At 70.4% G+C, this 26,634-nt stretch carries 32 protein-coding genes; 26 read left to right on the top strand and 6 right to left on the bottom strand.

Annotation, left to right across the window (positions count from 1 at the left end; translation table 11 throughout):
* Nucleotides 1-86: 86 nt before the first annotated feature.
* The 18 genes from QSK26_RS00335 to QSK26_RS00250 all read left to right on the top strand — a co-directional run bounded on the left by QSK26_RS00335 (nt 87) and on the right by QSK26_RS00250 (nt 14,221).
* Nucleotides 87-509: a roadblock/LC7 domain-containing protein gene (locus QSK26_RS00335; protein WP_185055140.1), complete on the top strand. Its 423-nt coding sequence runs from the start codon at nt 87-89 to the stop codon at nt 507-509.
* Nucleotides 510-598: 89 nt separating this feature from the next.
* On the top strand, nt 599-997 hold the full coding sequence (locus QSK26_RS00330; protein WP_285772867.1) for a DUF742 domain-containing protein: 399 nt from the start codon (nt 599-601) through the stop codon (nt 995-997).
* A 34-nt stretch (nt 998-1,031) separates the two neighbouring features.
* Nucleotides 1,032-1,571 (top strand): GTP-binding protein, encoded by a 540-nt coding sequence (locus QSK26_RS00325; protein ID WP_502888651.1) that lies wholly within the window; start codon nt 1,032-1,034, stop codon nt 1,569-1,571.
* A gap of 76 nt (nt 1,572-1,647) precedes the next feature.
* On the top strand, nt 1,648-3,207 hold the full coding sequence (gene ffh / locus QSK26_RS00320; RefSeq protein WP_285772865.1) for a signal recognition particle protein: 1,560 nt from the start codon (nt 1,648-1,650) through the stop codon (nt 3,205-3,207).
* Nucleotides 3,208-3,408: 201 nt separating this feature from the next.
* Nucleotides 3,409-3,867, top strand: a complete 459-nt coding sequence (gene rpsP / locus QSK26_RS00315; protein WP_285772864.1) for a 30S ribosomal protein S16 — start codon at nt 3,409-3,411, stop codon at nt 3,865-3,867.
* Nucleotide 3,868: 1 nt separating this feature from the next.
* Nucleotides 3,869-4,111 carry an RNA-binding protein gene (locus QSK26_RS00310; RefSeq protein WP_285772863.1) on the top strand — a complete coding sequence of 81 codons (243 nt, stop codon included), beginning with the start codon at nt 3,869-3,871 and terminating at the stop codon, nt 4,109-4,111.
* A 117-nt stretch (nt 4,112-4,228) separates the two neighbouring features.
* The gene (gene rimM, locus QSK26_RS00305; RefSeq protein WP_285772862.1) at nt 4,229-4,744 is read left to right on the top strand and encodes a ribosome maturation factor RimM; all 516 of its coding nucleotides are present in this window, start codon (nt 4,229-4,231) and stop codon (nt 4,742-4,744) included.
* 5 nt (nt 4,745-4,749) lie between these two features.
* A complete protein-coding gene (trmD, locus tag QSK26_RS00300; RefSeq protein ID WP_285772861.1) occupies nt 4,750-5,520 on the top strand; it encodes a tRNA (guanosine(37)-N1)-methyltransferase TrmD in 771 nt (256 codons plus the stop codon).
* A gap of 192 nt (nt 5,521-5,712) precedes the next feature.
* On the top strand, nt 5,713-6,078 hold the full coding sequence (rplS, locus tag QSK26_RS00295; protein ID WP_285772860.1) for a 50S ribosomal protein L19: 366 nt from the start codon (nt 5,713-5,715) through the stop codon (nt 6,076-6,078).
* Nucleotides 6,079-6,299: 221 nt separating this feature from the next.
* On the top strand, nt 6,300-7,103 hold the full coding sequence (lepB, locus tag QSK26_RS00290) for a signal peptidase I (RefSeq protein WP_502888650.1): 804 nt from the start codon (nt 6,300-6,302) through the stop codon (nt 7,101-7,103).
* A gap of 4 nt (nt 7,104-7,107) precedes the next feature.
* Complete coding sequence (gene lepB / locus QSK26_RS00285) at nt 7,108-7,680, top strand: signal peptidase I (RefSeq protein WP_285772858.1); 573 nt, start codon at nt 7,108-7,110, stop codon at nt 7,678-7,680.
* A 34-nt stretch (nt 7,681-7,714) separates the two neighbouring features.
* Nucleotides 7,715-8,401 carry a ribonuclease HII gene (locus QSK26_RS00280; RefSeq protein WP_285772857.1) on the top strand — a complete coding sequence of 229 codons (687 nt, stop codon included), beginning with the start codon at nt 7,715-7,717 and terminating at the stop codon, nt 8,399-8,401.
* A 39-nt stretch (nt 8,402-8,440) separates the two neighbouring features.
* Entirely contained in the window at nt 8,441-8,764 is a 324-nt protein-coding gene (locus QSK26_RS00275) for a DUF2469 domain-containing protein (RefSeq protein WP_285772856.1), read from the top strand.
* A gap of 108 nt (nt 8,765-8,872) precedes the next feature.
* Complete coding sequence (locus QSK26_RS00270; RefSeq protein WP_285772855.1) at nt 8,873-9,229, top strand: YraN family protein; 357 nt, start codon at nt 8,873-8,875, stop codon at nt 9,227-9,229.
* Entirely contained in the window at nt 9,230-10,849 is a 1,620-nt protein-coding gene (locus QSK26_RS00265) for a YifB family Mg chelatase-like AAA ATPase (protein ID WP_285772854.1), read from the top strand. It abuts the gene before it with no gap.
* 464 nt (nt 10,850-11,313) lie between these two features.
* Entirely contained in the window at nt 11,314-12,459 is a 1,146-nt protein-coding gene (gene dprA, locus QSK26_RS00260) for a DNA-processing protein DprA (protein WP_285772853.1), read from the top strand.
* Between the two features lie 504 nt (nt 12,460-12,963).
* Nucleotides 12,964-13,221 (top strand): hypothetical protein, encoded by a 258-nt coding sequence (locus tag QSK26_RS00255; RefSeq protein WP_285772852.1) that lies wholly within the window; start codon nt 12,964-12,966, stop codon nt 13,219-13,221.
* 82 nt (nt 13,222-13,303) lie between these two features.
* Complete coding sequence (locus QSK26_RS00250) at nt 13,304-14,221, top strand: tyrosine recombinase XerC (protein ID WP_285773511.1); 918 nt, start codon at nt 13,304-13,306, stop codon at nt 14,219-14,221.
* Nucleotides 14,222-14,444: 223 nt separating this feature from the next.
* Here the strand turns inward: QSK26_RS00250 and QSK26_RS41665 are convergent, their stop codons facing one another.
* A complete protein-coding gene (locus QSK26_RS41665) occupies nt 14,445-15,716 on the bottom strand; it encodes a murein hydrolase activator EnvC family protein (protein WP_352244272.1) in 1,272 nt (423 codons plus the stop codon).
* Nucleotides 15,650-17,578, bottom strand: coding sequence for an MFS transporter (locus tag QSK26_RS00245; protein ID WP_285772851.1), 1,929 nt, complete (start codon nt 17,576-17,578; stop codon nt 15,650-15,652). The genes QSK26_RS41665 and QSK26_RS00245 overlap by 67 nt, the downstream gene beginning before the upstream one ends.
* A gap of 374 nt (nt 17,579-17,952) precedes the next feature.
* Between QSK26_RS00245 and QSK26_RS00240 the strand changes: the two genes are divergently transcribed.
* From QSK26_RS00240 to QSK26_RS00215, 6 genes are all read left to right on the top strand, one after another.
* Entirely contained in the window at nt 17,953-18,537 is a 585-nt protein-coding gene (locus QSK26_RS00240; RefSeq protein WP_285772850.1) for an ArsR/SmtB family transcription factor, read from the top strand.
* 247 nt (nt 18,538-18,784) lie between these two features.
* Nucleotides 18,785-19,768, top strand: a complete 984-nt coding sequence (gene rpsB, locus QSK26_RS00235; RefSeq protein ID WP_285772849.1) for a 30S ribosomal protein S2 — start codon at nt 18,785-18,787, stop codon at nt 19,766-19,768.
* A 185-nt stretch (nt 19,769-19,953) separates the two neighbouring features.
* Nucleotides 19,954-20,787: a translation elongation factor Ts gene (gene tsf, locus QSK26_RS00230; RefSeq protein ID WP_285772848.1), complete on the top strand. Its 834-nt coding sequence runs from the start codon at nt 19,954-19,956 to the stop codon at nt 20,785-20,787.
* A 112-nt stretch (nt 20,788-20,899) separates the two neighbouring features.
* A complete protein-coding gene (gene pyrH, locus QSK26_RS00225; protein ID WP_285773510.1) occupies nt 20,900-21,595 on the top strand; it encodes a UMP kinase in 696 nt (231 codons plus the stop codon).
* Nucleotides 21,596-21,649: 54 nt separating this feature from the next.
* Nucleotides 21,650-22,207, top strand: a complete 558-nt coding sequence (gene frr / locus QSK26_RS00220) for a ribosome recycling factor (RefSeq protein ID WP_285772847.1) — start codon at nt 21,650-21,652, stop codon at nt 22,205-22,207.
* Nucleotides 22,208-22,316: 109 nt separating this feature from the next.
* Nucleotides 22,317-23,303 carry a phosphatidate cytidylyltransferase gene (locus QSK26_RS00215; RefSeq protein ID WP_285772846.1) on the top strand — a complete coding sequence of 329 codons (987 nt, stop codon included), beginning with the start codon at nt 22,317-22,319 and terminating at the stop codon, nt 23,301-23,303.
* A 50-nt stretch (nt 23,304-23,353) separates the two neighbouring features.
* On the opposite strand, the gene QSK26_RS00210 is transcribed toward QSK26_RS00215, so the two are convergent.
* The 4 genes from QSK26_RS00210 to QSK26_RS00195 all read right to left on the bottom strand — a co-directional run bounded on the left by QSK26_RS00210 (nt 23,354) and on the right by QSK26_RS00195 (nt 25,857).
* Nucleotides 23,354-24,460 (bottom strand): CU044_5270 family protein, encoded by a 1,107-nt coding sequence (locus QSK26_RS00210; protein WP_285772845.1) that lies wholly within the window; start codon nt 24,458-24,460, stop codon nt 23,354-23,356.
* Nucleotides 24,457-24,954, bottom strand: coding sequence for a SigE family RNA polymerase sigma factor (locus QSK26_RS00205; protein ID WP_285772844.1), 498 nt, complete (start codon nt 24,952-24,954; stop codon nt 24,457-24,459). Before QSK26_RS00205 ends, QSK26_RS00210 begins: the two co-directional genes overlap by 4 nt.
* Nucleotides 24,955-25,090: 136 nt before the next feature.
* Nucleotides 25,091-25,468: a YbaB/EbfC family nucleoid-associated protein gene (locus tag QSK26_RS00200; protein WP_285772843.1), complete on the bottom strand. Its 378-nt coding sequence runs from the start codon at nt 25,466-25,468 to the stop codon at nt 25,091-25,093.
* A complete protein-coding gene (locus QSK26_RS00195) occupies nt 25,465-25,857 on the bottom strand; it encodes a YbaB/EbfC family nucleoid-associated protein (protein ID WP_285772842.1) in 393 nt (130 codons plus the stop codon). The genes QSK26_RS00200 and QSK26_RS00195 overlap by 4 nt, the downstream gene beginning before the upstream one ends.
* Before the next feature lie 155 nt (nt 25,858-26,012).
* Between QSK26_RS00195 and QSK26_RS00190 the strand changes: the two genes are divergently transcribed.
* Both QSK26_RS00190 and QSK26_RS00185 read left to right on the top strand, forming a co-directional pair.
* Nucleotides 26,013-26,261, top strand: a complete 249-nt coding sequence (locus tag QSK26_RS00190) for a hypothetical protein (protein WP_285772841.1) — start codon at nt 26,013-26,015, stop codon at nt 26,259-26,261.
* A gap of 118 nt (nt 26,262-26,379) precedes the next feature.
* A complete protein-coding gene (locus tag QSK26_RS00185; RefSeq protein WP_285772840.1) occupies nt 26,380-26,550 on the top strand; it encodes a hypothetical protein in 171 nt (56 codons plus the stop codon).
* The last annotated feature ends 84 nt before the right edge of the window (nt 26,551-26,634 follow it).

Below are 26,634 nucleotides of genomic sequence, written 5' to 3'. Positions count from 1 at the left end.
TCCGCCGGTGAATCCGGCAGAGGAGGGCCCGCGAACGCGCGGGCCGTGGAAAGGGGCACCCGGACGGGGCCTATGAAGGAGGACTCGTGAGAGAGCTGAGCCAGGCAGCCCGTGGGGTCAATTGGCTGATCACCGATTTCGTACACAACGTGCCTGGTGTGGCGCACACGGTGGTCGTGTCGTCCGACGGGCTTCCGTTGGCTTTCTCCGAGGGGTTCCCCAAGGACCGGGCCGACCAGCTCGCCGCGGTGGCGGCGGGCCTGATCAGCCTGACCCAGGGCGCCTCTCGAGTGTTCGAGGGCGGAGCCGTCACCCAGACGGTGGTGGAGATGCAGCGCGGGCTGCTGCTCATCATGTCGATCAGTGACGGCTCCTGTCTCGCCGTGCTGGCGGCGGCGGATTGCGACATGGGTCTGGTGGCGTACCAGATGACACTTCTCGTGGAGCGGGCCGGACAGGTGCTCACGCCTGCCGTACGCGCGGAGCTTCAGGCTTCCCACCCCCGGTAAAGAGGACGACCTAGGAGGAGGGTGCCGTGACAGGCCACGGATGGACTGGGGATGGCGACGGTTTAGGCGGCCGTGCGCCGTACCATCCGATGGACGACCCCCACCGCTACGCGGCCGGGGCGTCCTACAACGCGACGCCGGGCAACAGGGAGCAGACCTCCCTCGTCCGGCCCTACGCCATGACCGGGGGGCGGACCGCCCCCCGGACCCAGCTCGCCATGGAGGCGCTCGTCTCCTCGGTGACCTCGCTCCACCACGATCTCTCCAACCGCACCCCCGAATACCAGGGGATCAGCGCCATGTGCCGGCAGGTGCGGTCGGTCGCCGAGATCTCCGCGATACTCCGGATGCCGCTGGGCGTGACCAGGATCCTGGTGGCCGACATGGCCGCCGAAGGGCTGGTGCAGGTGCACCAGCCGCAACTGGACGCGGGCAAGCCGGATCTCAACCTGCTGGAAAGGGTGCTCAGTGGACTTCGCAGGCTCTAATGGGGGCGGCGGGCTCACCTCGACGAAGATTGTCGTGGCTGGTGGCTTCGGCGTCGGCAAGACGACCTTCGTCGGTGCCGTGTCGGAGATTTTGCCGTTGACCACCGAGGCGGTGATGACGGACGCGAGCGCGGGTATCGACGACGTGGCGCTGACGCCGCACAAGACGACCACCACGGTGGCGATGGACTTCGGCCGTGTGTCGCTGGACCGGGACCTGATCCTCTACCTGTTCGGCACGCCGGGTCAGCACCGGTTCTGGTTCATGTGGGACGACCTGGTGCGCGGCGCCATCGGCGCGATCGTGCTGATCGACACGCGCAGGCTCGCCGACAGCTTCCCCGCGGTGGACTACTTCGAGGAGGCCCGGCTGCCCTTCGTCGTGGCGGTCAACGGGTTCGACGGGCAGTACTCCCACGGGGAGGAGGAGATCAGGGAGGCGATGACGCTGGCCCCGCACATCCCCATCGTGCAGACCGACGCCAGATCCCGCGACAAGGTCAAGTCCACCCTGATCACCTTGGTCGAACACGCGCTCACGATGCGGATGGCGGTGCCGGGCGGGGGACGTTGAGCGCCTCCGACCGGTTAGGCTGGGAGGTCGAGTCGCAGACGACGCACCTCCAGAAGCGCAGAGGCTGGCCAATCACGTGTTCGAGACGCTTTCCGACCGCCTGACATCGGTCTTCTCCTCCCTCCGAGCCAAGGGACGGCTGTCCGAGGCCGATATCGACGCGACCTGCCGCGAGATCCGCATCGCGTTGCTCGAGGCCGACGTCGCCCTTCCCGTGGTGCGGGCGTTCGTCGCCCACGTCAAGGAGCGGTCCCGCGGGGCCGAGGTCTCGCAGGCCCTCAACCCCGCCCAGCAGGTCGTGAAGATCGTCAATGACGAGCTGATCGACATCCTGGGCGGTGAGACCAGGCGCCTGCGTTACGCCAAGACGCCGCCCACCGTGATCATGCTGGCCGGCCTCCAGGGCGCCGGCAAGACCACGCTGGCCGGCAAGCTCGCCCGGTGGCTGCGCGAGCAGGGCCACGTCCCGCTCCTCGTGGCCGCCGACCTCCAGCGGCCCAACGCCGTGCAGCAGCTGTCGGTGGTGGCCGAGCGCGCCGGCGCCGCGGTCTACGCGCCGGAGCCGGGCAACGGCGTCGGCGACCCCGTCCAGGTGGCCCGCACCTCGATCGAGCACGCCAGGCGCCAGCAGCACGACATCGTCGTCATCGACACCGCCGGCCGCCTCGGCATCGACCAGGAGCTGATGAAGCAGGCCGCCGACATCCGCGACGCGGTCTCGCCCGACGAGGTCCTGTTCGTGGTCGACGCCATGATCGGCCAGGACGCCGTCACCACGGCGCAGGCGTTCATGGAGGGCGTCGGCTTCGACGGCGTCGTGCTCACCAAGCTCGACGGCGACGCGCGCGGCGGCGCCGCGCTCTCGGTCCGGCACATCACCGGCAAGCCGATCATGTTCGCGTCCACCGGTGAGAAGCTGGAGGACTTCGACGCCTTCCACCCGGACCGGATGGCCTCCCGGATCCTGGACATGGGTGACATCCTCACCCTGATCGAGCAGGCCCAGAAGACCTTCGACGAGGAGCAGGCCGCCAAGATGGCGGGCAAGCTCACCTCCGGCGAGGGCTTCACGCTCGAAGACTTCCTCGAGCAGATGATGATGGTCCGCAAGATGGGCCCGATCAAGAACCTGCTGGGCATGATGCCCGGCATGGGGCAGATGCGCGACCAGCTCAACCAGATCGACGACCGCGACCTGGACCGCGTCGCCGCCATCATCCGCTCGATGACGCCCGGCGAGCGCGCCGACCCGAAGATCATCAAGGGTTCCCGCCGTGAGCGCATCGCCCGCGGCTCCGGCGTCACGGTGGGCGAGGTCAACAACCTGATCGTCCGCTTCTTCGACGCCCAGAAGATGATGAAGCGGGTCGCGGGCGGGATGGGCCTGCCCGGCATGCCCGGCGGCGGCAACCGCAAGGCGGCCGCCAAGGCGGCCCAGAAGAAGAACAAGAAGGGCCGCAGGGTCAGCGGCGACCCGCGCAAGGCCGCGCTGGGCGGCAAGAAGGACGCGGAGGCGGTGCCCGAGGCGCCGCAGCTCCCGCCGGGGCTCGGCGGCCTGGGCGGCAAGCTGCCCCCCGGGCTGGAGCTCCCGCCCGGGTTCGACCCGTCGAAGTTGCGGCTGCCAGGTCAGAAATAACCCCCGGACCGGCAATCTCAGGGCCCGCGATTCGGTCGCGGGCCCTTTCGTCTGGCACAATGACATGTTGGAACAACGTGGCCATGCGGGTGCCCTCTCACCCCCGCCGGTCGCGCCTGTCCCTCGGGCGGTCTTCCCGTCGTGCCCCACTCGATGAGACGCCGTTCATCCACGCTCGAATGTCCAGGAGAGACCACACCCGTGGCAGTCAAGATCAAGCTCAAGCGGCTCGGTATGATCCGCAACCCGCAGTACCGCATCGTCGTCGCCGACAGCCGGACCAAGCGTGACGGCCGCGCGATCGAGGAGATCGGGCTGTACCACCCGAAGGAACACCCCTCGCGCATCGAGGTCAAGTCCGAGCGGGCTCAGTACTGGCTGGGCGTCGGCGCGCAGCCGACCGGGCCGGTCCTCAAGCTCCTGAAGCTCACCGGCGACTGGCAGAAGTTCAAGGGCGAGGCCGCCCCCGAGCCGCTGCAGGTCGCCGAGCCCAAGGCCGACCGGCACGCGATCTACGAGGCCGCGGCCAAGGAGGCGCTGAGCGGTGACACCGCCGGCGCCGCCACCACGGCCCGCAAGCCCAAGAAGGCCGCCAAGGCCGACGAGCCCGAGGCCCCGGCGGCCGAGGCCGGCGAGCAGAAGCCGGAAGGCGAGGCCTGAGGTGCTTGAAGAGGCCCTTGAGCATCTCGTCAAGGGCATCGTCGAGCATCCCGACGACGTTCGGGTCCGCGCCCGTCGCATTCGCACCGGGCGCGTCCTTGAGGTCCGGGTTCATCCCGAGGACCTGGGCAAGGTCATCGGCCGCGGCGGCCGTACGGCCAAGGCGTTGCGCACCATCGTCAACGCCCTGGCCGACGGCAAGTTCGTCCGGGTCGATCTGCTCGATCTGAACGAAGCCCGCTGACGCAAGCGACGAAGCGGCCCGCGACGGCAGTCGTGGGCCGCTGTCGGTTTGCGGTGCGGTTCCCTCGCAGCCGGCCCCTCTTCCCCGACGCGCCGGCCTTCTTGGAGGTAGTCACCCGTGCAGCTTGTCGTCGGCCGGATCGGCCGCCCGCACGGCATCCGCGGTGAGGTCACCGTCGACGTGCGCACCGACGACCCCGAGGCGCGTTTCGCCCCGGGCACGTCGCTCCGCACCGACCCGGCCTCGGCCGGGCCGCTCCGCATCGAAGGAGTGCGCCGCCACGCGGGATTCCTGCTGGTCAGGTTCGTCGGCGTCGGCGACAGGAACGCCGCGGAGTCGCTGCGCGGCACCCTGCTGGTCGTCGAGTCCGCCGACGCGCCGCCGCTCCCCGACCCGGACGAGTTCTACGACCACCAGCTCATCGGCCTCGCCGTGGTCACCGTCGCCGGAGAGCCGGTCGGCGAGGTCACCGACGTGCTGCACCACGGCCAGGACCTGCTCGTCGTGCGGCGGACGGGCGGCGAGGTCTACGTGCCCTTCGTGCGCGCCCTCGTGCCGGAGGTGGACGTCGAGGGCGGCCGGCTGGTCATCGACCCGCCCCCCGGCCTCATCGACCCGGACGAGGCCGTCTGACCGTCATGCGCATCGACATCATCTCGATCTTCCCCGAGTACTTCGCCCCGCTGGACGTCTCACTCATCGGCAAGGCGCGCGAACGCGGCATCCTCGACATCGGCGTGCACCAGCTCCGCGACTGGACCCACGACGTGCACCGCACGGTCGACGACACGCCCTACGGCGGCGGCCCCGGGATGGTCATGAAGCCCGAGCCGTGGGGAGAGGCCGTGGACGCCGTCCGCGCCGCCGCGCCCGCGCCGGGCGAGCCGCGGCTGATCGTGCCCACGCCGAGCGGCCGCCCCTTCACCCAGGCGCTCGCCACGGAACTCGCCGCCGAGCCCTGGCTGCTCTTCGCCTGCGGCCGGTACGAGGGCATCGACTCGCGGGTCATGGCGGAGTACGGCGCGCGGCTGCGGGTGGACGAGGTGAGCATCGGCGACTACGTGCTGGCCGGCGGCGAGGTCGCGGTGCTGGTCATCGTGGAGGCGGTCGGCCGGCTGCTGCCCGGCGTGCTGGGCAACGTCTGCTCGGTGGCCGACGACTCCTTCGCCCCCGGGGCCATGAGCAACCTGCTGGAAGGCCCGGTCTACACGAAGCCGCCGCAGTGGCGGGGGCACGAGGTGCCGGAGATCCTGCTGTCCGGGCACCACGGGCGGATCGCCCGCTGGCGGCGCGACGAGGCGCTGCGCCGTACGGCGCGCAACCGGCCCGAGCTGGTCGCCGGGTTCGACCCCGCCGACCTGGACAAACGCGACAGAGAGCTGCTGGCGGAGCTCGGCTTCGAGGTGTGACGCTGTCGTGTGTTGCCAGTTGGTAGACTTGCTTGCTAGTGCCGACTGCCAGTCGGTCGGCATGTTGCGGCCGGGTGTGTTCCATCCGGCCTCTCCGACCTGATCAGTCCTGCACGCGCGTCCCCGCCGGCGCCGCGCCCCCGCGCGGCCGGGTGGACCTCCGCGTGCACGCGTAAAAGAGGAACCGCCGTCATGCACACGCAGATCCAGGAGCTCGAGAAAGCCTCGTTGCGCAGCGACGTCCCCGACTTCCGTCCGGGTGACACGCTGGAGGTCCACGTCCGCGTGGTGGAAGGCAACCGGTCCCGTATCCAGATCTTCAAGGGCTTCGTCCTGCGCCGCCAGGGCGGCGGCGCGCGCGAGACGTTCACCGTCCGCAAGGTCAGCTACGGCGTCGGCGTCGAGCGCACCTTCCCGGTGCACAGCCCGGTGATCGAGAAGATCCAGCTCATCACCCGCGGCGACGTCCGCCGCGCCAAGCTCTACTACATGCGCGACCTGCGCGGCAAGGCCGCCCGCATCCGCGAGAAGCGCGACGCGGTGCCGGCGAGCAAGTAGGACCGCACTGTCCTGGTGGCCCGTGCTCCTCTCCAGGAGTACGGGCCACAGGGGTGTCCGGGGATGTACGGGGTGATTCTCCACCGATTCGCGACGCGCGGAGGTGAGGTCACCCCGGTCGCCGTCACATGGCGGGAAGCATCATCTAGGCTCATCAGGGATGACTAGCGAGGGCCAGGGGTGCGGCGCGGCTGCGCGGCCCTGTCGAGGACGAGGTGCACGTGGTCGCGGAAGACACCAAGACGCCAGACAAGGGCGGCAAGGACAAAAAAGGCTCGTTCTGGCGGGAGCTGCCCGTCCTGATCGTCGTGGCGCTCGCGCTGGCGCTGATCATCAAGACGTTCGTGATCCAGGCGTTCTACATCCCGTCGGAGTCGATGGAGAACACCCTGCTCACCAACGACCGCGTCCTGGTGAACAAGCTCGTCTACCACACGCGTGACATCGAACGCGGGGACATCGTGGTCTTCTCCGGCGTCGACTCCTGGGACCCGGAGGTGCAGTTCGCCGAGCCGTCCAACCCGGTGTCCGCCGCCTTCCGCTGGGTCGGCAACGCCCTCGGCCTGGTGCCCGGCGAGAAGGACTACATCAAGCGGGTCATCGGGGTCCCCGGCGACAAGGTCAAGTGCTGCGACGCCAAGGGGCGGGTGACGGTCAACGGCGTGCCGCTGGACGAGGAGGGCTACCTCTACCCCGGCGACGTGCCCTCCCAGCGGTTCTTCGACATCACCGTGCCGCAGGGGCGGCTGTGGGTGATGGGCGACCACCGCTCGGTCTCCCTCGACTCGCGCGCCCATTCCGGCGATCCCGGCGGCGGCACCATCCCGATCGACCAGGTGGTCGGGCGGGCCTTCGTCATCGTCTGGCCGTTCTCCCGCGCCACCACGCTGCCGATCCCGGACACCTTCGGCCAGTCGGCGCTGAATGCGGCCGGCGCGGTGGGCGGCTCGGCGCCGCTGATCGGCGGGTTCGCCGGGGCCGTGCCCATCATGCTGGTCCGCCGCCGGCTGCTGGCCAGAAGGTAGTGGGATGACGGCGACCGAGGACGAGAAGGACAAGCCCGCGACCAGGCGCGGGAAGGCGGTGGAGACGGTCGGCCTGCTGGTGGTCGGCGTGGCGGCCGCCCTGTTGCTCCAGGCGTTCGTGATCGGGTCCTTCTGGATCCCGTCGGAGTCGATGGAGAAGACCCTGGAGGTGGGTGACCGGGTCATCGTCAACAAGCTCCACGGCGCCACCGAGCGCGGCGACGTCGTGGTCTTCACCGGCTGGCACGACCAGGACACCATCAAGCGGGTGATCGCCGTGGCGGGCGACACGGTCGTCTGCTGCGACGCCCAGCGCCGGATCACCGTCAACGGCGTGCCGATCGAGGAGAAGGACTACCTCTATCCCGGCGACTACCCGTCCGGAGACGCCTTCAAGGAGACGGTGCCGCCCGGTCACCTGTGGGTGATGGGCGACCACCGGTCCGCGTCGAGCGACTCCAGGGACAACGGCACCGTCCCGGAGGACCAGGTGGTCGGCCGGGCGTTCGCGGTCTACTGGCCGTTCTCCCGGGCGGCCGTCCTGTCCCGGCCGGAGACTTTCGCCAAGATCCGATAGCCGTTGCGGGTGTTGTGCGCGTAATCTGCCATTGATGACTGATGTATTTCGCCCGCGGCCGAGTGTCGTCAGGCGGGATTCGGGGCTCTACGGCTACGAGCGCGCTCTGACCCGCCGCGGTCTCGCCCCCATCGCGGGAGTCGACGAGGCCGGGCGTGGCGCCTGCGCGGGGCCGCTGGTCGTCGCCGCCGTCGTGCTCGGCAAGGAGATCGGCGGCCTGCGCGACTCCAAGCTCCTCACCCCCGCCATGCGCGAGACGCTGTATGACCGCATCCTGTCCACCGCCAAGGCCGTCGGCACGGTGGTCATCCCGCCGCAGGAGATCGACGCCCGCGGCCTGCACAAGTGCAACGTCACCGGGATGCGCCGGGCGGTCGCCCAGCTGTCCTGTGATCTCGGATATGTGCTGACCGACGGCTTTCCCGTCCCCGGCCTGCCCGCGCCGTCGCTGGCGGTGTGGAAGGGGGACCAGGTGGCCGCCTGCGTCGCCGCCGCGTCCATCGTGGCCAAGGTGACCCGGGACCGGATGATGACGGCGCTCGACGAGCACCATCCCGAGTACGGCTTCGCGGTGCACAAGGGATACATCACCGCGCGCCATCGCAGGGCGCTCCACCATCACGGTCCGTGCCCTCATCACCGTTTCTCCTTCATCACGGTGGCGAGGGCGGGGTTGGGTACCGAGATGGGTGAGAATGAAGTGGGGGCCGGTGTCGCCTGACCGGGCGGGCCGGGGAAGGCGTGTGACAGGAGGATCGGGATGAGCGCAGAGGATCTCGAGAAGTACGAGACCGAGATGGAGCTGCAGCTCTACCGTGAGTACCGCGACGTGGTCGGTTTGTTCGCCTACGTCGTGGAGACGGAGCGACGGTTCTATCTCACCAACTCCGTGGATCTCGACGTCCGCACGGCGGAGAACGGCGATGTCTTCTTCGACGTGAAGATGCAGGACGCCTGGGTGTGGGACATGTATCGCCCTGCCCGGTTTGTTAAGAATGTCCGGGTTGTTACGTTCAAGGACGTCAACGTGGAGGAGCTCGCCAAGCCGGACCTGGAGATGCCCAAGGAGGGGTTCTCCAACTGACCTTTGTGCACAGGCCGGTCGCCGTAGTCCGCCGTCGTCCACAGAAAGGCGTTCGGTAGGCGGGCGCGGGGCCGCCTCGCGGCAGGCTCGGGGCCGGAGGTGGTCCCTGTGGCTGCGAAAGACGAGCTGGGCAGGACCGGTGAACAGGTCGCCGTGGAGTTCCTGCGGGCCCGAGGCATGCAGATCCTCGATCGCAACTGGCGATGCCGTGAGGGCGAGATCGACGTGGTGGCCCGTGACGGGCGCGCCCTGGTCATGGTCGAGGTCAAGACCAGGTCCGGCCGCACGCACGGCACCGCGCTGGAGGCGGTGAGCCGGGCCAAGCTGGCCCGGCTGCACGTCCTCGCCGGCAGGTGGCTGGCGGCGGGCGGGCGCGGGCGGTTCGAGGCCGTGCGCTTCGACGTGGTCGCCCTGGAGCGGTTCGGCGGGCGGTTCTCGATCCGTCACGTGCGGGGAGTGGTCTGAGTGGCCGTCGCCCGCACCCGTTGCGTCGCCATCCTCGGCGTCACGGGCCACGTCATCGAGGTTGAGGCCGACATCTCCAACGGCCTGCCCGGCATGCATCTCATCGGCCTGCTCGACACCGCGCTCAACGAAGCCCGCGACCGGGTCAGGTCAGCCGTCATCAACAGCAGGTACGGCTGGCCCGACTCGCGCATCACGGTCAGCCTCTTCCCGGCGAGCCTCCCCAAGCGGGGCAGCCAGTTCGATCTCGCGATCGCCGTCAGCCTGATGGGGGCGGCCGGGGCCGTGCCGATCGAGCGCGTCGCCGAGCCGTTCTTCCTCGGGGAGCTGGGGCTCGACGGGCGGCTGCGACCGGTCCGCGGCATCCTGCCCGCGGTCGCCGCGGCCGTGGAGGCGGGCGCCCGGCGCGTGGTCGTCCCCGCCGCCAACGCCGCCGAGGCCGCGCTCGTGCCCGGCGTCACGGTCATCCCGGCGCGCGATCTGCGCGAGCTGGTCGAGTGGCTGCGGCACGGCGATCTCGACCGTCCGCCCACCTGGGGTGCCGAGCCCGCCGGGCCGGGGGCTGCCGCCCCCGCGGGACCGGGCGGTTCGGGGGTGCCGGAGGGCGCCGCCGGTTCCGTGGGGCCCGCCCGGCCCGCCGGCCCGGACGAGGGCGGCCCGCTGCCCGATCTGCGTGACGTGGCCGGGCAGCCGATGGCGCGCAAGGCACTGGAGGTCTGCGCCGCCGGCGGCCACAACCTCTGGATGCTCGGCCCGCCCGGCACCGGCAAGACGATGCTGGCCGAGCGGCTGCCCACCCTGCTGCCGCCGCTGCCGCTCGACCACGCGCTGGAGGTGACCGCCATCCACTCCATCGCGGGCGCACTGCCCGCCGGGCGCCCGCTGCTCACCCGCGCGCCGTTCGTCAGCCCGCACCACACGGCCACCGTGGCGGCGGTCGTCGGCGGCGGCAGCAGCGCGCCCCGCCCGGGCGCGGTGTCACTGGCCCACCGGGGAGTGCTGTTCATGGACGAGGCGCCGGAGTTCGCGACAACCGTCCTCGACTCCCTGCGCCAGCCGCTGGAGTCGGGCACGGTCACGGTGTCCCGGGCGGCCGGCACCGTCACCTTCCCGGCCCGTTTCATGCTCGTGCTGGCCGCCAACCCGTGCCCGTGCGCACAGGCGTCCGAGCCGGCCAGCGCCTGCCGGTGCACTCCCACCGCCAGGCGCCGCTACATGGCCCGGCTGTCCGGCCCCCTGCTCGACCGCATCGACGTGAAGGTCACGGTCGCCAGGTCGAGCCGCCGCGAGCTTCTCGCGGACCGCCGGTTCGCCGAGCCCAGCGAGGTCGTCGCCGAGCGGGTCCTCCTCGCCAGGGAGCGCGCCGCCAAGCGGCTGAGCGCGACCCCGTGGCGGGCCAACTCGGAGCTGCCCACCGGCGCCCTGCACGGAGACCTCCGCCCGCCCCCCGCCGCGATGAAGCCGCTGACCGCCTGCCTCGACAGCGGCAGCCTCAGCGCCCGCGGCCTCGACCGCGTCCTACGGGTCGCCTGGACCCTCACCGACCTGTCCGGCAAAGACCACCCCGAGGTCACCGAGACCTCGGCCGCCCTCGCAATGTGGCTCGGAGCGGGGCTGTGACGCCGCCGGAGGGCGCTGGCCCCGACACGGCCATTTCTGGCGCGTGGAGTTCCGGTGTGGTGAGTTCTGGCGCGGGGAGCCCCGGCGCGGCGAGTTCTAGCACCGCGAGCCCCGGCGCGGCGAGCACCGCGAGTTCTGGCACCGCGAGTTCTGGCGCGGTCAGTTCTGGCATGGCGAGTTCCGGCGCGGGGGATTCCGGCATGGCGAGCCCCGGCGCGGCGAGTCCTGGCACCGCGAGTTCCAGCGCGGCGAGTTCCGGCGCGGCGCACCACGGCTCCGAGACGATCGCGCCTCACGTGGCGGACGTGACGGCGGTCGTGAGGGTGACCACGAGGGCCGACTCGGCGGCTGGCTCGGTGGTCGGCTCGGGGGGTGCGGTGGCGACTGGCTCGGTGGACCCGGTGGTGTCTCCCGCTGGGGCTGGCTCGGCGGATGCTGAGGGGCGGTTGGCGCGGGTGGCGTTGATGCGGGCGGCGGAGGCGGGCGATCCTCTCCTGGGTCTTCTCGTCGCGAGCTGTGGTCCGGTGGAGGCGCTCGCGCAGATCCGGCGTGGCCGCCTGGCCGTCGAGGGGCGCGGGCGGTTGTCCCCGGAGCACGGCGACGACCGCGAGGAGGAGTACCGGCGCTGGCGTGCCGTGGCACAACGCCTGGCGGGATGGCGGGCGCGGCTCCAGGCGGCCGACCCCGCCGCCGACCTGGCCGCCGGTGAGGCCGGTGGCGCCCGCCTGGTGGTGCCGGGCGACATCGAGTGGCCCACCCAGCTCGACGACCTCGGCCATGCCCGCCCGGTGGGACTGTGGGTGCACGGCACGGCCGATCTGAGGTTCTCCTGCCTCAGGTCGGTGGCACTGGTCGGCGCACGGGCCGCCACGGCGTACGGTGCGCACGTCGCCGCCACGCTCGGCGTGGACCTCGGCCACGACGGCTGGACAGTGATCAGCGGCGGCGCCTACGGCATCGACGGCGCGGCCCACCGAGGCGCGCTGACCGGCGAGACGCCCACCATCGCGGTGCTCGCCTGCGGCACCGATTTCTGCTACCCGCAGGGGCACCATGAGCTCTTCGCCGCCGTGCGGGACCAGGGCGCCCTGGTGAGCGAGTGCCCGCTGGGGGTGCACCCCACACGCAGCCGCTTCCTCGTCCGCAACCGGTTGATCGCGGCCCTGTCCAGGGGCACCGTGGTCGTCGAAGCGGCCCTGCGCAGCGGCGCCCTGAACACCGCGAACCACGCGGTCTCCCTGAGCAGGCATCTCGGCGCGGTCCCGGGCCCGGTGACGTCGGGCCTTTCGGCAGGCTGCCACCACCTGCTGCGCCAGGGCAAGGCGGTCTGCGTCACCAGCGCCGCGGAGGTCATCGACCTGGTGGGCCTCATCGGCGACGACGCCCGTCCGCACCGCCGCGGCCCCGTGCTGCCACGGGACACCCTCGGCACCGAAACCCGCCGCGTCCTTGACGCCGTCCCCGCCCGCGGCGGCGGCGCCGGCCCGGCCACGATCGCGGTCGCCGCCGAAGTAGACCTCGCCACGGCCCTGAGCTGCCTGGGCGCCCTGGCAGCCGCCGGTTACGTCCAACGCACCCGACATGGCTGGCGAGCCCTCCCACACACCTGACGCCCCCCAACCCTGAGATCGGCCCTGCTCGTGGAGTGAGCGTGATTCGCGTTCACCCTCGCTCGTGTGCGGCTTTCACTGTGTGGCTTCGCGGTCGGTTGGCCTGCGCTTCTCGCGGCTTCTCGCCGTGAGCTCTCAAGCAGAGCCAGCCCACCACGAGCAGAGCAGCACAAGGGGAGCAATACGGCAGGGGTTCGCGCACGGGTGGGTCGAGCGCGAACAGGGCGATGTGGTGGGGGTTCGCGCATGGGTGGGTCGAGTGCGGACGGGGCGATGTGGCGGGGGGCACGCATAGGTAGGCCGAGCGCGAACAGGGCGATGTGGTGGGGGTTCGCGCACGGGCGTGCCGAGTGCGGACAGGGAGATCCGGCAGGGGTTCACGCACAGGTAGGCCGAGTGAGGACAGGGCGATGTGGCGGGGGTTCACGCATAGGTGGGCGGAGTGCGGACAGGGCCGCACGAGGAGGGCGCGGACTGACCGAACATGGACGATCGGGGGAGAGCGTGACGGTGGCGCCCGGCCTGCCGGTCACGCGCCTCGACATCGGCGCCATGGACGTGATCAGCCCGCTCACCGCCGCCGCGCTCGGCCTCGCGCTGCACGAGGCCGCGCTCAGCCTCGGGCTGCACCAAGCCGCGTACGCTGCCGAGATCGTGCGCGGTCGGCCCACCGTCTACGCGGTGGCGCCGCCCCTCGGGGGGTTCTTTCTTTGGGTTGGTTTCGGTGGTGGTTGGTGGCTTAGGTGGGTGGTTTCGGTATAGCGGTCGGTGCTATTTCCGGGTTGTGGGCGGGAAGATGATCAGGGAGAGGGTGCTTCAGGGAGGTGGCGGGTCGGTGGGCGAGATGCCGGATCTTGTCGAGGTGCGGGCGGAGTTCGAGCGGCATCTTCGCCTGGAGCGAGGACTCTCACCGCACACCGTCCGCGCCTACCTGGGAGACGTCGACGCGCTGTTCGGTTACCTGGTGGCCTCCGGGGCCGAGGATCTGACCGGTCTCGACATCGGGCTGCTGCGGGAGTGGCTGGCGGACCAGCATCGCGCCGGACGGTCGAGGGCCACGCTCGCCCGCCGTACGGCATGCGCCCGCACGTTCACGGCTTTCGCCCACCGCAAGGGTTGGCTGCCGGGTGATCCGAGTCTGCTGCTGGGATCGGCGAAGGCCGGCCGGACACTGCCCAAGGTCCTCGCGCAGGACGCGGCGCAGGCCGTTCTCAACGGCTCCGTGACGACGCTCAATGGCTCCGTGACGACCGAGCCCAAGGACCTGCGGGACCAGGCGATCATGGAGGTCCTCTACGCGACCGGCATCAGGGTCGGCGAGCTGTGCGGACTAGACGTGGACGACGTCGATCGGGACCGGCGTACGCTCCGCGTCCTCGGCAAGGGGCGCAAAGAGCGGACCGTGCCCTTCGGGTTGCCCGCGCTGCACGCGCTGGACAAGTGGTGTGTGCAGGGGCGCTCCCGGTGGATCCGTGAGGGCACCGGTCCGGCGCTGTTCCTGGGCGCCAGGGGCGGGCGAATCGATCAGGGCACTGTGCGTCGAGTCGTGCACGCCCGCCTGGGCGAGGTCGAGGGAATTCCGGACATGGGGCCGCACGGCCTGCGGCACACCGCGGCGACCCATCTGCTGGAGGGCGGCGCAGACCTGCGCAGCGTCCAGGAGATGCTCGGCCACGCCTCGCTCAACACCACGCAGATCTACACCCACGTCTCCACCGAACGTCTCCGCGCCGCCTACCGCCAGGCACATCCACGGGCGTAGATCACATCCACGGGCGTAGAACACATCTACGGATGTAGATCACCTGCCTGGAGTGAACCGCCATGGCCGGCCGGAGTGGCCACCGAGCTCTGGTCCTGGCTGCCGGCTGGCATTCCCGGGACATGTTCAGGGGCGTTGTCGCGCGGGTGGGCGGAGCGGCCCCCGACGTCCCGTCTCCGGGTGCTCAGAGGGCGGATGGTCAGAGGGCGGATGGTCAGGGCCTTCAGGAAGTGGTTGTCCAGAGGGGGAGGAGGCGGGGGTGGGTGGCGCCTACGAGGAGGAGGGGGTCGAGGTAGAGGGGGCCACGGCGCAGTCCCCAGTGCAGGCATGAGGTCGGACAGTGGGTTGTGAGACCTGTAGGAAGCGCTGGGATCTCAGCGCCTCTGGAGGCCGCAGTGCCTTGCGCGTCTTGGAGGACCGGAGCGTTTGCAGGGATGTTCGCTCTATTGGAGACCGCAGTGTGGTCCATGCCGTAGAGCGGAGCGCGTCCAGGGATCTCTGCGCCTCTGCAGAACGCAGCGGCATGCGTGTCTTGGGGGACCGGAGCGTGTGTAGGGAGCTCAGTGCCTACGGAGGCAGTGCGGTGTGTTTCGTAGGTCACTGGAGCGTACGCAGAGGTGCTCGCGCCTTGGGGTACCGCAGCGTGGGCCGTGCCAGAGACGGAAGCGCGTACAGGGATATTCCCGTCATCGGAGACCGGAGAGTCTGTAGGGAGAGGAGTGGTTGGGGTGGGGGCTGTTGTGGCTGTGGGGAGTGGGGGCGTTGTGGGGGTGGCGAGGGTGCCTAGGGGGTCGCCTTTTTGGACTTGTTGGTTGCGTTTCACGGTGGGGGTCAGCGGCAGGTATGACGTGCGGAGGCCGTTTTCGTGGGTGATCGTGACGACGCCTCGCCCGCCGACCGGTCCGGCGAAGCCGATGACGCCGTCGCCTGCCGCGTAGACGGTGTCTCCCGGGTTCGCCGCGAGGTCGACGCCGCGATGGCCGGACAACCACGGCTCCGGCGGCGGATGGAAGCGGCGGAGGACGCGCGGTTGCCCCGCCACGGGCCAGCCCCATCGCCTGGCCTGGCCACCCTCTGGTGCGGTTGCCGGGGGGACGCCTGGCGTAGTTGCCGGGGGGACGCCGGGTTGGGGGGTCGTCGCCGGTTTTGTGGGGGTGGGGTCGGCGGGCGATGACGCGACCGGGAGGTCGTGGGCGTCGGCGGCCGGGTGCGTCGCGATGGTGCTCGTGCGGGGTGGTGTCGTCGAGGGCCACACGAAGAGGGCGGCGACGCAGGCTACGAGCAGACCGGCGGTGAGGGTGTGCGGGATGCGGAGCGGGTTCACCTCGGAAGGGTGACGTGTTCCGGGGGTGGTCGGCGTGGTGGGAACGAGAGCTGTTGAAAACGGAATCGGGTTCTGCGGTGACCTGTGGACAGTGGGGATGCGAGTCAGGGGCGGAGCGGGGAGAGCCAGGTCAGGGGGATGGCCAGGGCGGCGAGGGCGGCGCAGATCCATAATGCTGGGCGCAGGCCGAGGAGTTCGCCCAGCAGGCCGCCGGTGATGCCACCGAGGGCCATGATCCCGTGTGTCGCCACGGTCATGGTCGCGTTGACTCGGCCGAGAAGCGCCGGAGGCGTCTCGCGTAGCTGGATGGTGCTGTAGCAGACGCTCGCCATGCCCAGTGCGATCCCGGTGACGGCGCCGCTGACCGCCAGGAGCGGCATGACGAAGCCGAGCGGTCCGTTCGCCGCCGCCACCGCCGCGAGATCCACGGGGATCAGCACGATGGCGGTGAGGAGCAGTCGGTGCTCTCCTAAGCGGCGGGCCAGGCGAGGGGAGGCGGCGGCGCCGGCCACCCCGCCGATGCCGCCGGCCGCCGTGAGCAACCCCACCAGACCGGCGGGGATCCCGAGTACCTGGACGGCGAAGAGGATGAACAGCGCCATGTGGGCGGCGCCGACGAAGTTCACCGTCATGGCGGCCGTCACCAGCGGGCGCAGGATCGGATGGGTGAACGCCATCCGGATCCCCTCGCCCATCTCACCCACCAGGTTCGTCCCCGGCCCCCGGCTTGGACGGCGGGTGGCCGCGCCGTCAGCGGGGCGGGAGCGCCGGTCGGTGGGAGAACCGGGAGCGGGGGAGGACGGGCACACACCCGGCGATCCGGCATCGGGGAGGGAGCTTCGGTCGGTGGTCGGCACTGGTCCGGGGGGCGTCCGATCGGCGGATGGTTCCGGGGAGAGGAAACCCCAGTTGGGGGTTGGCGCCTGTGACGGGAGCGTTAGGTCGGTGGTTGGTTCCGGTGAAGGGAAAGCCCGGTTGGCGGTCGGCGCTTGTGAGGGGAGGGATGGGTCGGTGGATGGCTCCGAGAAGGTGAGACCTCGTTCGGTGGATGGCGTTTGTGAGGGGAAAGCCCGGTTGGGGGTCGGCGTCTGTGTGGGGAGCAATGGGCCGGTAAATGGTTCCGGTGAAGGGAGACGCCGGTTGGGGGTTGGCGTTTGTGAGGGGAGCGTCGGGTCGGGGGTTGGCGCCGGTGGGGAGGGGCGTCGGTTGGGGGTTGGCGCTTGTTTGGGGAGCGTCGGGTCGGTGGATGGCTTCAGGGGGCGGGAATCACCGTCGGTGGTTGGCGCCGGTGGGGAGGGGCGTTGGTTGGTGGATGGCGTCTGGGAGGGGAACGTTCGGTCGGTGGATGGTTTCGGGGTGGGGGGATGCCGATCGGTGGGTGGGTTTGGAGAGGGTGGGTGTCGGTCAGTTGGGGGATTTAGGGGGGAATAGGTGGGTTCGGGGGTTTGGAGGGAGTGGAGGGAGAGGGCGGAGGCGGTGAAGGTGGCGGCGGTGGCGAGGATGGCCAGGGGGGCGCCGAAGAGGCCGGCCAGGGTGCCGGCGAGGGCGGGGCCGCCGGCGTTCGCGGCGGAGTAGATCGCCTGGAAGCCGGCGACGGCGGGACCGCGCTGGTGCTCGGCGGTGACGACGCTCGGCAGGTGCGGCAGCCAGCAGGCGCGGAACATCACGGCGCACAACCCCACCACGAAGGCCACCGCGATCAGCCACGGGATCGTCAGCAGCCCGGCGAGCCAGGCGAGCGGCACTGTGGCCATGGCGAGCGCGGAGACCGCCTCGCACGCCACCAGCACCGGCCTGCGCCGGGGCAGCCGGTCGGCGAGGGCGCCTGCGGGGAGCCCGACCAGCAGGTACGGCAGGGCGGATGCCGCAGTGAGGACGCCCATCTCCAGCGCCGAGCCGCCGAGCAGGGCGACGGCGGTCAGCGGCAGGGCGAGACGGGACACCTCCATGCCGGTCTCGGACACGGCGCGGGCGGACCACAGGAGGCGGAAGTCGCGCTGCCTGCGAAGCGGGGGAACGTTCAGTACGGTCATAACTATGAAAGTAATCCTTCAAAGTTATGAAGGGAAGCTTTCGGGATTGTGTCGCGCCTGAGGAGGCGCCTTGGGGCGCGCCTTTAGCGGTGCGGAGGCGCTGCGGTGCGGTGCGGGGCGGGGTGCTGCGGTGCGGGGCGCAGGCGCGGCGGTGTGGGTGTGGAGGCGCGGTGGTGCAGAGGCGCTGCGTCCCAAGGTCGCCGGTGCGGCTGTGCGGCTGTGCGGTGGTGCGGAGGCGCTGCGTCCCAAGGTCGCCGGTGCGGTGGTGCGGTGGTGTGGAGGCTGGGCCGCCGGGTGCCGGCCGGTGCCGGTCGGTGTGGGTCGGTGTCGGCCGGTGGCGGGGAGTTGAGGTGGGGAGGCGTTAGCGTTTGGTCATGGAGCGGCAGAACAGGATGGTTGACGACCCCCGGGCGATGCGGGCCCTGGCGCATCCGGCGAGGCTCGCCATCCTGAGCAGGCTGCAGGCGCAGGGGCCGGCCACGGCGACGGAGTGCGCGGCCGCCGCGGAGGTCTCGCCCAGCGCGGCCAGCTACCACCTGCGGATGCTGGCGAAGTACGGGTTCGTCGGCGACGCGCCGGCGCGCGCGGACGGGCGGGAGCGGGTCTGGCAGGCGCTGCACCGCGGGCTCACCATGGTGGAGAACGACCGCGCGCCGGACTCCGCCGAGGCCGTCGGCGAGGTGACCAGGGCGGCGATGAACATGTGGACGGCCGACGTCATGCGCTTCCTCGACCGCTACGGCGGCGAGTCGCGGGAGTGGCGCCAGGCCAGCAGGATCGGCCAGGCGCTGCTCCGGGTGGACGCCGAGGAGCTGGAGGGACTGGTGGCGAGCATGGACGCGCTGCTGGAGCCGTATCTGGCGCGGGACCGGGCGCCGCAGGACGCTCCGACGGGGGCCAGGAGGGTGCAGGTGCTGATGCAGATGTTCCCGTTGGCGCCGGAGAGAGACCGGGCATGACACCCGGGTGAGGGGGAGGTGACTCTAGGGGGTTGACTGGTCGCGGTCAACCGGAGGGCCCGGATACGGGTACACTTTTCGATGGCCTGTGACATGCGGGCCGACTTCGCACGCCCGGCAGCGATGCCGCCTCCTCGGTCCGGATGTGAGTCCGGTCAGGGCGGCTCGGGGCGTCAGGGCGAGGGCCGCGAGGCTCTCGCGAACCGAGATCAGCGCCCAGCGATGGGCGCTCCGACCAGGAGGCACCATGGCTCCCGTCGTCACCATGCGACAGCTGCTCGAAAGCGGCGTCCACTTCGGGCACCAGACCCGTCGCTGGAACCCGAAGATGAAGCGCTTCATCTTCACCGAGCGCAACGGGATCTACATCATCGACCTGCAGAAGTCGCTGTCGTTCATCGACAGGGCCTACGACTTCGTCAAGGAGACGGTCGCCCACGGCGGCACCATCCTGTTCATCGGCACCAAGAAGCAGGCCCAGGAGGCCATCGCCGAGCAGGCGACCCGGGTCGGCATGCCGTATGTCAACCAGCGCTGGCTGGGCGGCATGCTCACCAACTTCTCCACCGTGCACAAGAGGCTCCAGCGCCTGAAGGAGCTGGAGGAGCTCGACTTCGACAACGTGGCAGGCTCCGGGCTCACCAAGAAGGAGCTTCTGATGCGCCGCCGCGAGAAGGAGAAGCTGGAGCGCACCCTCGGCGGTATTCGCGACATGTCCCGCGTGCCCAGCGCGGTGTGGGTCGTCGACACCAAGAAGGAGCACATCGGGATCAACGAGGCTCGCAAGCTCGGCATCCCGGTGGTCGCCATCCTGGACACCAACTGTGACCCCGACGAGGTCAACTACCCGATCCCGGGCAACGACGACGCGATCCGCGCCGTCAGCCTGCTCACCCGCGTCATCGCGGACGCGGTGGCCGACGGCCTGATGGCCCGCGCCGGCGCCGGCCGCGGCGACGAGAAGCCCGCCGGTGTCGCGCAGGCCGAGCCGCTGGCCGAGTGGGAGCGCGAGCTGCTGGAGCGCGCCGAGGGCGAGGTCACCGCCGAGACGGCGACCGAGGCCGCCGAGACGGCGACCGAGGAGACCACCGAGGCCCCCGCCACCGAGGCCCCCGCCACCGAGGCCCCCGCCACCGAGGCGCCCGCCGCGGAGGCTCCGGCCGAAGAGGCCCCCGCCGCCGAGACCCCGGCCGCCGAGGCTCCGGCAGCCGAGCGTCCCGCCGAGGACTGACCTTTCCCGCGTACGGCGGGGCCGCGGCGCCGGCCGTAACGAAAGGCTGGCGTTACCGCCCCGCCGTACGCGGAAAGCAGCGGAAGCGTAAGGTACGGCCGCGCCGTACAGGAAAGGCTCGACTGGGGTGGGCGGCACCGGCTCGCCCACCCGATCCACGACGACTCCCATGAGGGTTTAGGACAATGGCTTCTGTGAACATGGCCGACGTCAAGCGGCTTCGTGAGCTGACCGCGGCCGGCATGATGGACTGTAAGAAGGCGCTGGAGGAGTCCGAGGGCGACTTCGACAAGGCCGTCGAGATCCTGCGCATCAAGGGCGCCAAGGACGTCGGCAAGCGCGAGGCCCGCACCGCCTCCAACGGCCTGGTCGCCGCGAAGCACGTGGGCGACTCGCTGGCCGCCCTGCTGGAGCTCAACTGCGAGACCGACTTCGTCGCCAAGGGTGAGCGCTTCCAGGAGCTCGCCGCCACGGTCGTCGACCACATCGCCGAGGCCAAGCCGGGCGACGTGCCCTCGCTGCTGGAGAGCCAGATCGACGGCAAGACCGTCAAGGAGCTGCTCGACGAGGCCAACGCCGCGCTGGGCGAGAAGATCGAGATCCGCCGTTTCGCCGTGCTTGAGGGCGGCTACATCGGCTCTTACCTGCACAAGACCGACCCGGCGCTGCCGCCGGCCGTCGGCGTGCTGGTCCAGCTCGACGTGCCGAACGCCGAGGTCGCCAAGGACATCGCCCAGCACGCCGCGGCGATGGCCCCCAAGTACCTCAGCCCCAACGCGGTGCCCGCCGACGTCATCGAGAAGGAGCGGGCCGTCTTCGAGCAGATGACCCGCGAGGAGGGCAAGCCGGAGGCCGCCCTTCCCAAGATCGTTGACGGCCGCATCAACGGCTGGTACGGCGACTTCACGCTGCTTCAGCAGTCCTTCGTGAAGGACCCGAAGAAGAAGGTCGCCAAGGTCGCCGAGGAGGCGGGCGTCAAGGTCACGGCCTTTGTCCGTTACAAGGTTGGTCAGGCTTAGTCTTACTACAGTTTTCATTCGAGACGAGGAGGCCGCCGCCGTGCAGGAGAACACCGAACCCGCCACGACGGCGGCTTTGTCGAATTCCGGCCCGCTGCGCTGGAAGCGCGTCATGCTGAAGCTCTCCGGTGAGGCGTTCGCCGGGAGCGAGCCGCTGGGCATCGATCCCGCCGTGGTCGGCAAGCTGGCCGACTCGATCGCCGAAGCCGTGCACGAGGGGGTCCAGGTCGCCGTCGTCGTCGGCGGCGGCAACATGTTCCGCGGAGCAGCGCTCTCCGAGCAGGGCATGGACCGCGCCCGCGCCGACTACATGGGCATGCTGGGCACGGTCATCAACTGCCTCGCCCTCCAGGACTACCTGGAGAAGCGCGGGATCGAGACCCGGGTGCAGACCGCCATCACCATGCAGCAGGTCGCCGAGCCCTTCCTGCCCCGCAGGGCCATCCGTCACCTGGAGAAGGGGCGCGTGGTCATCTTCGGCGCGGGCCTCGGCTCGCCGTTCTTCTCCACCGACACCTGCGCCGCCCAGCGCGCGCTGGAGATCGGTGCCGCCGCTCTGCTCAAGGGCACGCAGGTGGACGGGGTCTACGACTCAGACCCACGGAAGAACCCCGACGCGGTGAGGTTCGACCACCTCGACTACGGGGAGGTGCTCACGCGGGGCCTCGGCGTCATGGACGCCACGGCGATCAGCCTGTGCATGGACAACGGCCTTCCCATCGTGGTCTTCGACCTCATGGGCGACGGCAACATCCTCCGGGCGGTCCGCGGTGAGAAGATCGGCACGCTGGTGAGTCCGGCAAGGTAAGTCAAGCCCGTGGCCCGCGGGCTTCCCCCGCGGGCAGGGAAATAGGGAGCCGCTATGATCGACGAAACCCTCCTCGAAGCCGAGGACAAGATGGACAAGGCCGTGGCGGTCGCCAAGGACGACTTCGCCGGCATCCGCACGGGCCGCGTGACCCCATCGATGTTCAACAAGATCAGTGCCGAGTACTACGGCACGCCGACCCCGATCCAGCAGCTGGCTTCGTTCCACGTGCCCGAGGCCCGCATGGTGATCGTGCAGCCCTATGACAAGGGCGCCATGACCGCGATCGAGAAGGCGATCAGGGACAGCGACCTGGGAGTCAACCCCGGCAACGACGGCGCGGTGATCCGGGTGGTGTTCCCCGAGCTTTCCGAGGAGCGTCGCAAGGAGTACATCAAGGTCGCGCGGACCAAGGCCGAGAGCAGCCGGGTCTCCGTCCGCAACATCCGCCGCCACGCCAAGGAGACCCTCGACAAGATGGTCAAGGACGGCGAGGCCGGTGAGGACGAGGTGCGCAGGGCGGAGAAGGAGCTCGACGATCTGACCCAGAAGCACGTGGCCAAGATCGACGAGCTGCTCAAGCACAAAGAAGCCGAGCTGCTCGAAGTCTGAGCGAGCAAGCATGATCATGATCCTTGCGCCGTCCGCTGGCCGGTGCAGGGATCATGTGTAAGAGGGCCGGGCAGATCGGCTGCCGCAGGCCCTGAGAGAGTGGGATTCTTTGGAACCTGCCGCGGAAGGCGCCACCCCCCCGGGTGCCGCCGGCGGTGAGCCGTCGAGTGCCGCCTACAACACCAGGGACGACACCCACGGCGGCCCCGTGGGCGGCGGCACGGGAAGGACCACGGGCGAAACCGCGGACATGACCCCGGACGAGACTCCGGACAACACCCCGGAGAAGAACGGCCGCACTGGGCGCAACCTGCCCGCCGCGATCGCGGTGGGGCTGGTGCTCGCCGGGCTCGTCCTCGGCACGATCTACACCTTCAAGGTGCTCTTCCTGGTCGTGGTCGCCGTGGCGGTGGGCATCGGGGTGTCGGAGATGGCCGGCGCGGTCGCCCAGCGGGGCATCAAGGTGCCGACGGTCATCGTGCAGGCCGGCCTGGCGGCCATGCTGGCCGCGGGCTACTGGGGCGGCCCCGCGTCGCTGCTGGGCGTTTTCGTCATGCTGGTGCTGGTGCTGCTGGCCTGGCGGATGTTCCAGGGAAGCGACGGGTACGTCAGAGACGCCTCGGCGGGCGTGCTTATAGCGGTCTATCCGGCACTGCTCGCCGCGTTCGTCGGCCTGCTGCTGTCACCGCAGGACGGGCCGCACCGGATAGTGGTGTTCGTCGCGGTCACCGTGGCCAGCGACATCGGGGGATATTTCGCGGGCGTGCTGTTCGGCAGGCACCCGCTGGCACCGGTGATCAGCCCGAAGAAGACCTGGGAGGGCTTCGCCGGGTCCGCGATCGCCTGCATGGCGGTCGGCGCGTGGCTGGTGACCTGGTTGCTGCACGGCGCGATCTGGCAGGGGGCGCTCATCGGCGCGGTCGTCGTGGTGCTCGCCACGATGGGCGATCTCATCGAGTCGGTGATCAAGCGAGACCTGGGGATCAAGGACCTCGGCAGCGTGCTGCCCGGCCACGGCGGCCTGATGGACCGGCTCGACTCGCTGGTGGTCACCCTGGTCCCGGTCTGGGCCCTGCTCACGATCTTCTTCGGCTAGTGCCGTGACCGGAAAGGATCACCGTGACCTTGGCAGGACTCTTCTAAGCGTCAATCGGTGTCAGGACGCTCGCCCAGGCCGCTGACCCAGCCCATGTCCTCGTAGGTGACCTGCAAGGCCGGTGCCGACTGCCCGTAGGAGCGGAACTCGTGGCAGAGCAGCTCCGCCGTGTCGTCGTCCACGATCAGTCGTGACTCGCCCGCACCGTCCCCGTTGTCCGCCGTGGTCAGTGACAGGGCGATCCCGGTACGGCCCAGCGGATCGGTGACCTCTCCCAGCGACTTGATCGCGGGCTGTTCGGCCAACAGCCGGTAGAGGGCGGCGCGGGTCCCGGGGCTGATCGGACCGGCCAGCAGGTCCTGCGCCGCCGACCACACGTACTCGGTGAACCCCGGCTTGGCCGGCCACCAGTCGCCGGGGGACTCCTCGTCGAACAGCCGCCGCAGCCGGCTCTCCAGCCTGTCCTTACTGGTCGGCAACTCGAGCAGGTGCCGGGTCGTGAAGCGGTGATTGCCGATCTGATGGAAGAGTTGCCCGTCGTAGTCGTTGGTCGACGGCTTCTCCCGGGTCAAGGGGGGCGAGCCCAGGCGCTTCCACGTCGCCTCGTCAGCCGGGGAGGCGAAGGCCACCTTCGGATCCTGGCCGGTAACGGTTCGGCTGGGCGCTCCCTTGTCGCCGGCGTACCAGCTGTCCTGGGTGCTCGCCACAGTCGCCGAGAACGGAATCTTCTCCTGCCCGGACTTTCCGATCTTCGTTCCGCTTCTCGGCAGGGAGTGCACCGGCTGGAAGGTGCGTTGCCGGGTGTACCAGTAGGAGCCCGACGTGACCGGCTCGCGGGCGGCGGTCTCGGCCGCGGCCAGCAGGACGGACCGGGCGTCCAGAGATCGTGAACGGGGGGCACCGTCTTCGATGAGCGGTGCGCTCGCGGTCGGAGCCGTGCTCATGGGCGTGCCCGCGGGGTTGACGCCGCCACCGCCCACGACCAAGACGACGGCTGCCGAGGCGAGGGCCGTCGCGGCGATGGCGCCCGCCGTGGCGCGGGTCCGCCTGGCCCGGCGTCCCCGGCGCACCAGGTCCGGCACCGGTGCGGGGGTGACCGGTTCACGATGGGCGAGGGTCCGCAATGCCTGTGCGAGCTGGTCCTGGTCGTCGTTCATCGTGCCGCCTCCTGGCTTTCCCGAAGAGCCGTGCGCAGCCGCGCCATCGCTCTGAAGTGCTGATTCTTGACGGTGCCGACTGTGCAGCCGAGGGCCGCCGCGACCGCTTTCTCCGTCATGTCCTCGTAGTGCCGGAGCACGACGATGGCGCGCTGCCTGCGTGGCAGGGAGAGCAGCGCGCGCCGTAGATCCTCGTGCGGCTCGTACGGCCCGGACCGTGGATCGGCGTGATCAGGCGGACTGGCAGTGGGCTGTTCCCGTTGACGCCGCCGCCACCAGCTGACGTTCCCGTTGACCAGCATGCGTCGCAGGTAGGCATGCGGGTCGGTGGAGCCTACGCGCCGCCACCGCACGTACAGCCGCACCAGGCAGTCCTGGAGTAGTTCCTCAGCCCGATGACGGTCGCCGGTGAGCAGGATGGCGACCGCCATGTGCCTGTTCCAGGCCGCCTCGACGAAGGCGGCGTACGCGGCGTCTTCCGTTGGATCACTCACATGGCGTCAACGCGAAGGTGCCGGAAAAGGTTGGCAGAAGGGCAGAAAGGGCAGAATCGTCTCCGGCCAGAGCACCGGCGGCCGGTCCGGCTTCGGCTGGGTGAGCCGCCGTCCGCTGTCCGGACGGCCGTGGCGGTCACCAGGGAGTGCCGGTGATGCGCTCGATCAGGGTCCGGGCCTCCTGAGGGTCGAAGTCGTCGAGTGTCTCGCGCATCAGCTCTTCGGTCTGCCTGGCGGCGTCCTGCTGGGCGCGCTCGATGGCCGTCAGCAGCTCCGCGGCCAGGGTTCCGCTGTCCAGCCGTACGGCCCGCGGCCCGAAGGCGACGTGCCGTACCCGGCCGTCCGCCGCGGCCTCGACCGTGACCTGGCCCGCCGCCGCCTCGCCGTGCCCGGCGATCTGGTCGAGCGCGGCCTCGACCTCCTCGATCCCGGCCAGCATCCTCTCGGCCTGCCGCCCGGCCCGCTCCGGCTCGTCGTCGCGGATCTCACCCGGTTCCAGGGGGTACATGGTCATCCTCCGAGGAGCTCGCGAGCGACCCGCTCGACCCGGTCGCGGACGAAGGACTCGTCGAGCGGCGCCGGCAGGGCGGACGTCTCGTCGAGGGCCTCGCCCAGGATCTTCCGCGACTTACGCTCGCCGTCCGCCTGGGCCTGCTGGATCGCGGCCAGCACGGTCGTGCCGAGCGCCGGACGGTCGAGCCGCAGCACCCGCGGGTCGAGCTTGATCTGCGTGACGTGCCCCTGCCCGTCGGCGGTGACCTGGATGAGCCCGTCCGCGCTGTGGCCCTCGCCGACCACCTGCCCGGCCGCCGCCTCGGCCTCCTTGAGCCTGCGCATCGCTCTCCGGGACTGCGCCATGAACCGGTCGAGCAACTCCTGATCATCTTCCGACGTGTACGCCATGCATGCTCCCGGTGCGACGAGACCTAACACGCGGGCGGTGCGAGAGTTCACCAAACCGCCCGAAGCGGACAATTCTACGGCGTCCCCTCGCTAACGTTGATCACATGGGTGAAGAACTATGGCTTGATCATGTCGGTTTCCGTCATTCCTCACGGATGGTGACCGTGCATGGTGAGGACTATCAGGCGGGAGCCGGCGGGCCGATCGGCTCCTCCTGGGGTGACGTCGGGCTGGTCGCCGGGTTCGCGGCCACGGTCGAGGCGTGTCCCTGGCAGGAGGTGCGCGACCGACTGGGCGCGCTGATCGCGGAGACCGGCGACCAGATGGACGTGGCGGCGAGCCGTGTCCGCGACGCCGAGGACGCGGGCTCGCAGGCGGCCCGGCGACTGCAGGAGGAGCTGTGAACATCGTCGTGCCCGGCCAGGTGCAGCCCGTGATGGACGCCCGCACACGGCGTTCCTGATGGGCGGTCCGACCGGCCCCGCGCGGGCCCAGGCCGAGCTCTTCAGGGGGCGAGGCAAGATGGGTCTGGTCCTGCGCGAGGTCGGCCAGGGGACGAATCGCACCCTGGCCGAGATCTTCCATCGACTCGTGACCCGGCCAGGATGGTTCGGCCGTGCGGGCGAGGACGATCTCGGTGCGGCATCGATGCGGCGCGGGGCCGACATGGAGGCGCAGAACCAGGGAAGCTAGATTCCGGCTGAGGCCGCGGAACAGGCACGGGGCCATCGCGCGAGGGCGGAAGAGGCACGGGCCGAAGGTAACGAGACGTTCGCG

Origin of the sequence: Microtetraspora sp. NBRC 13810, assembly GCF_030268685.1 — a bacterium.
Taxonomy (GTDB): Bacteria; Actinomycetota; Actinomycetes; order Streptosporangiales; family Streptosporangiaceae; genus BSRQ01.
The sequence above is the reverse complement of the archived record's forward strand: the minus strand, read 5'-3'. Positions and strand labels throughout refer to the sequence as shown.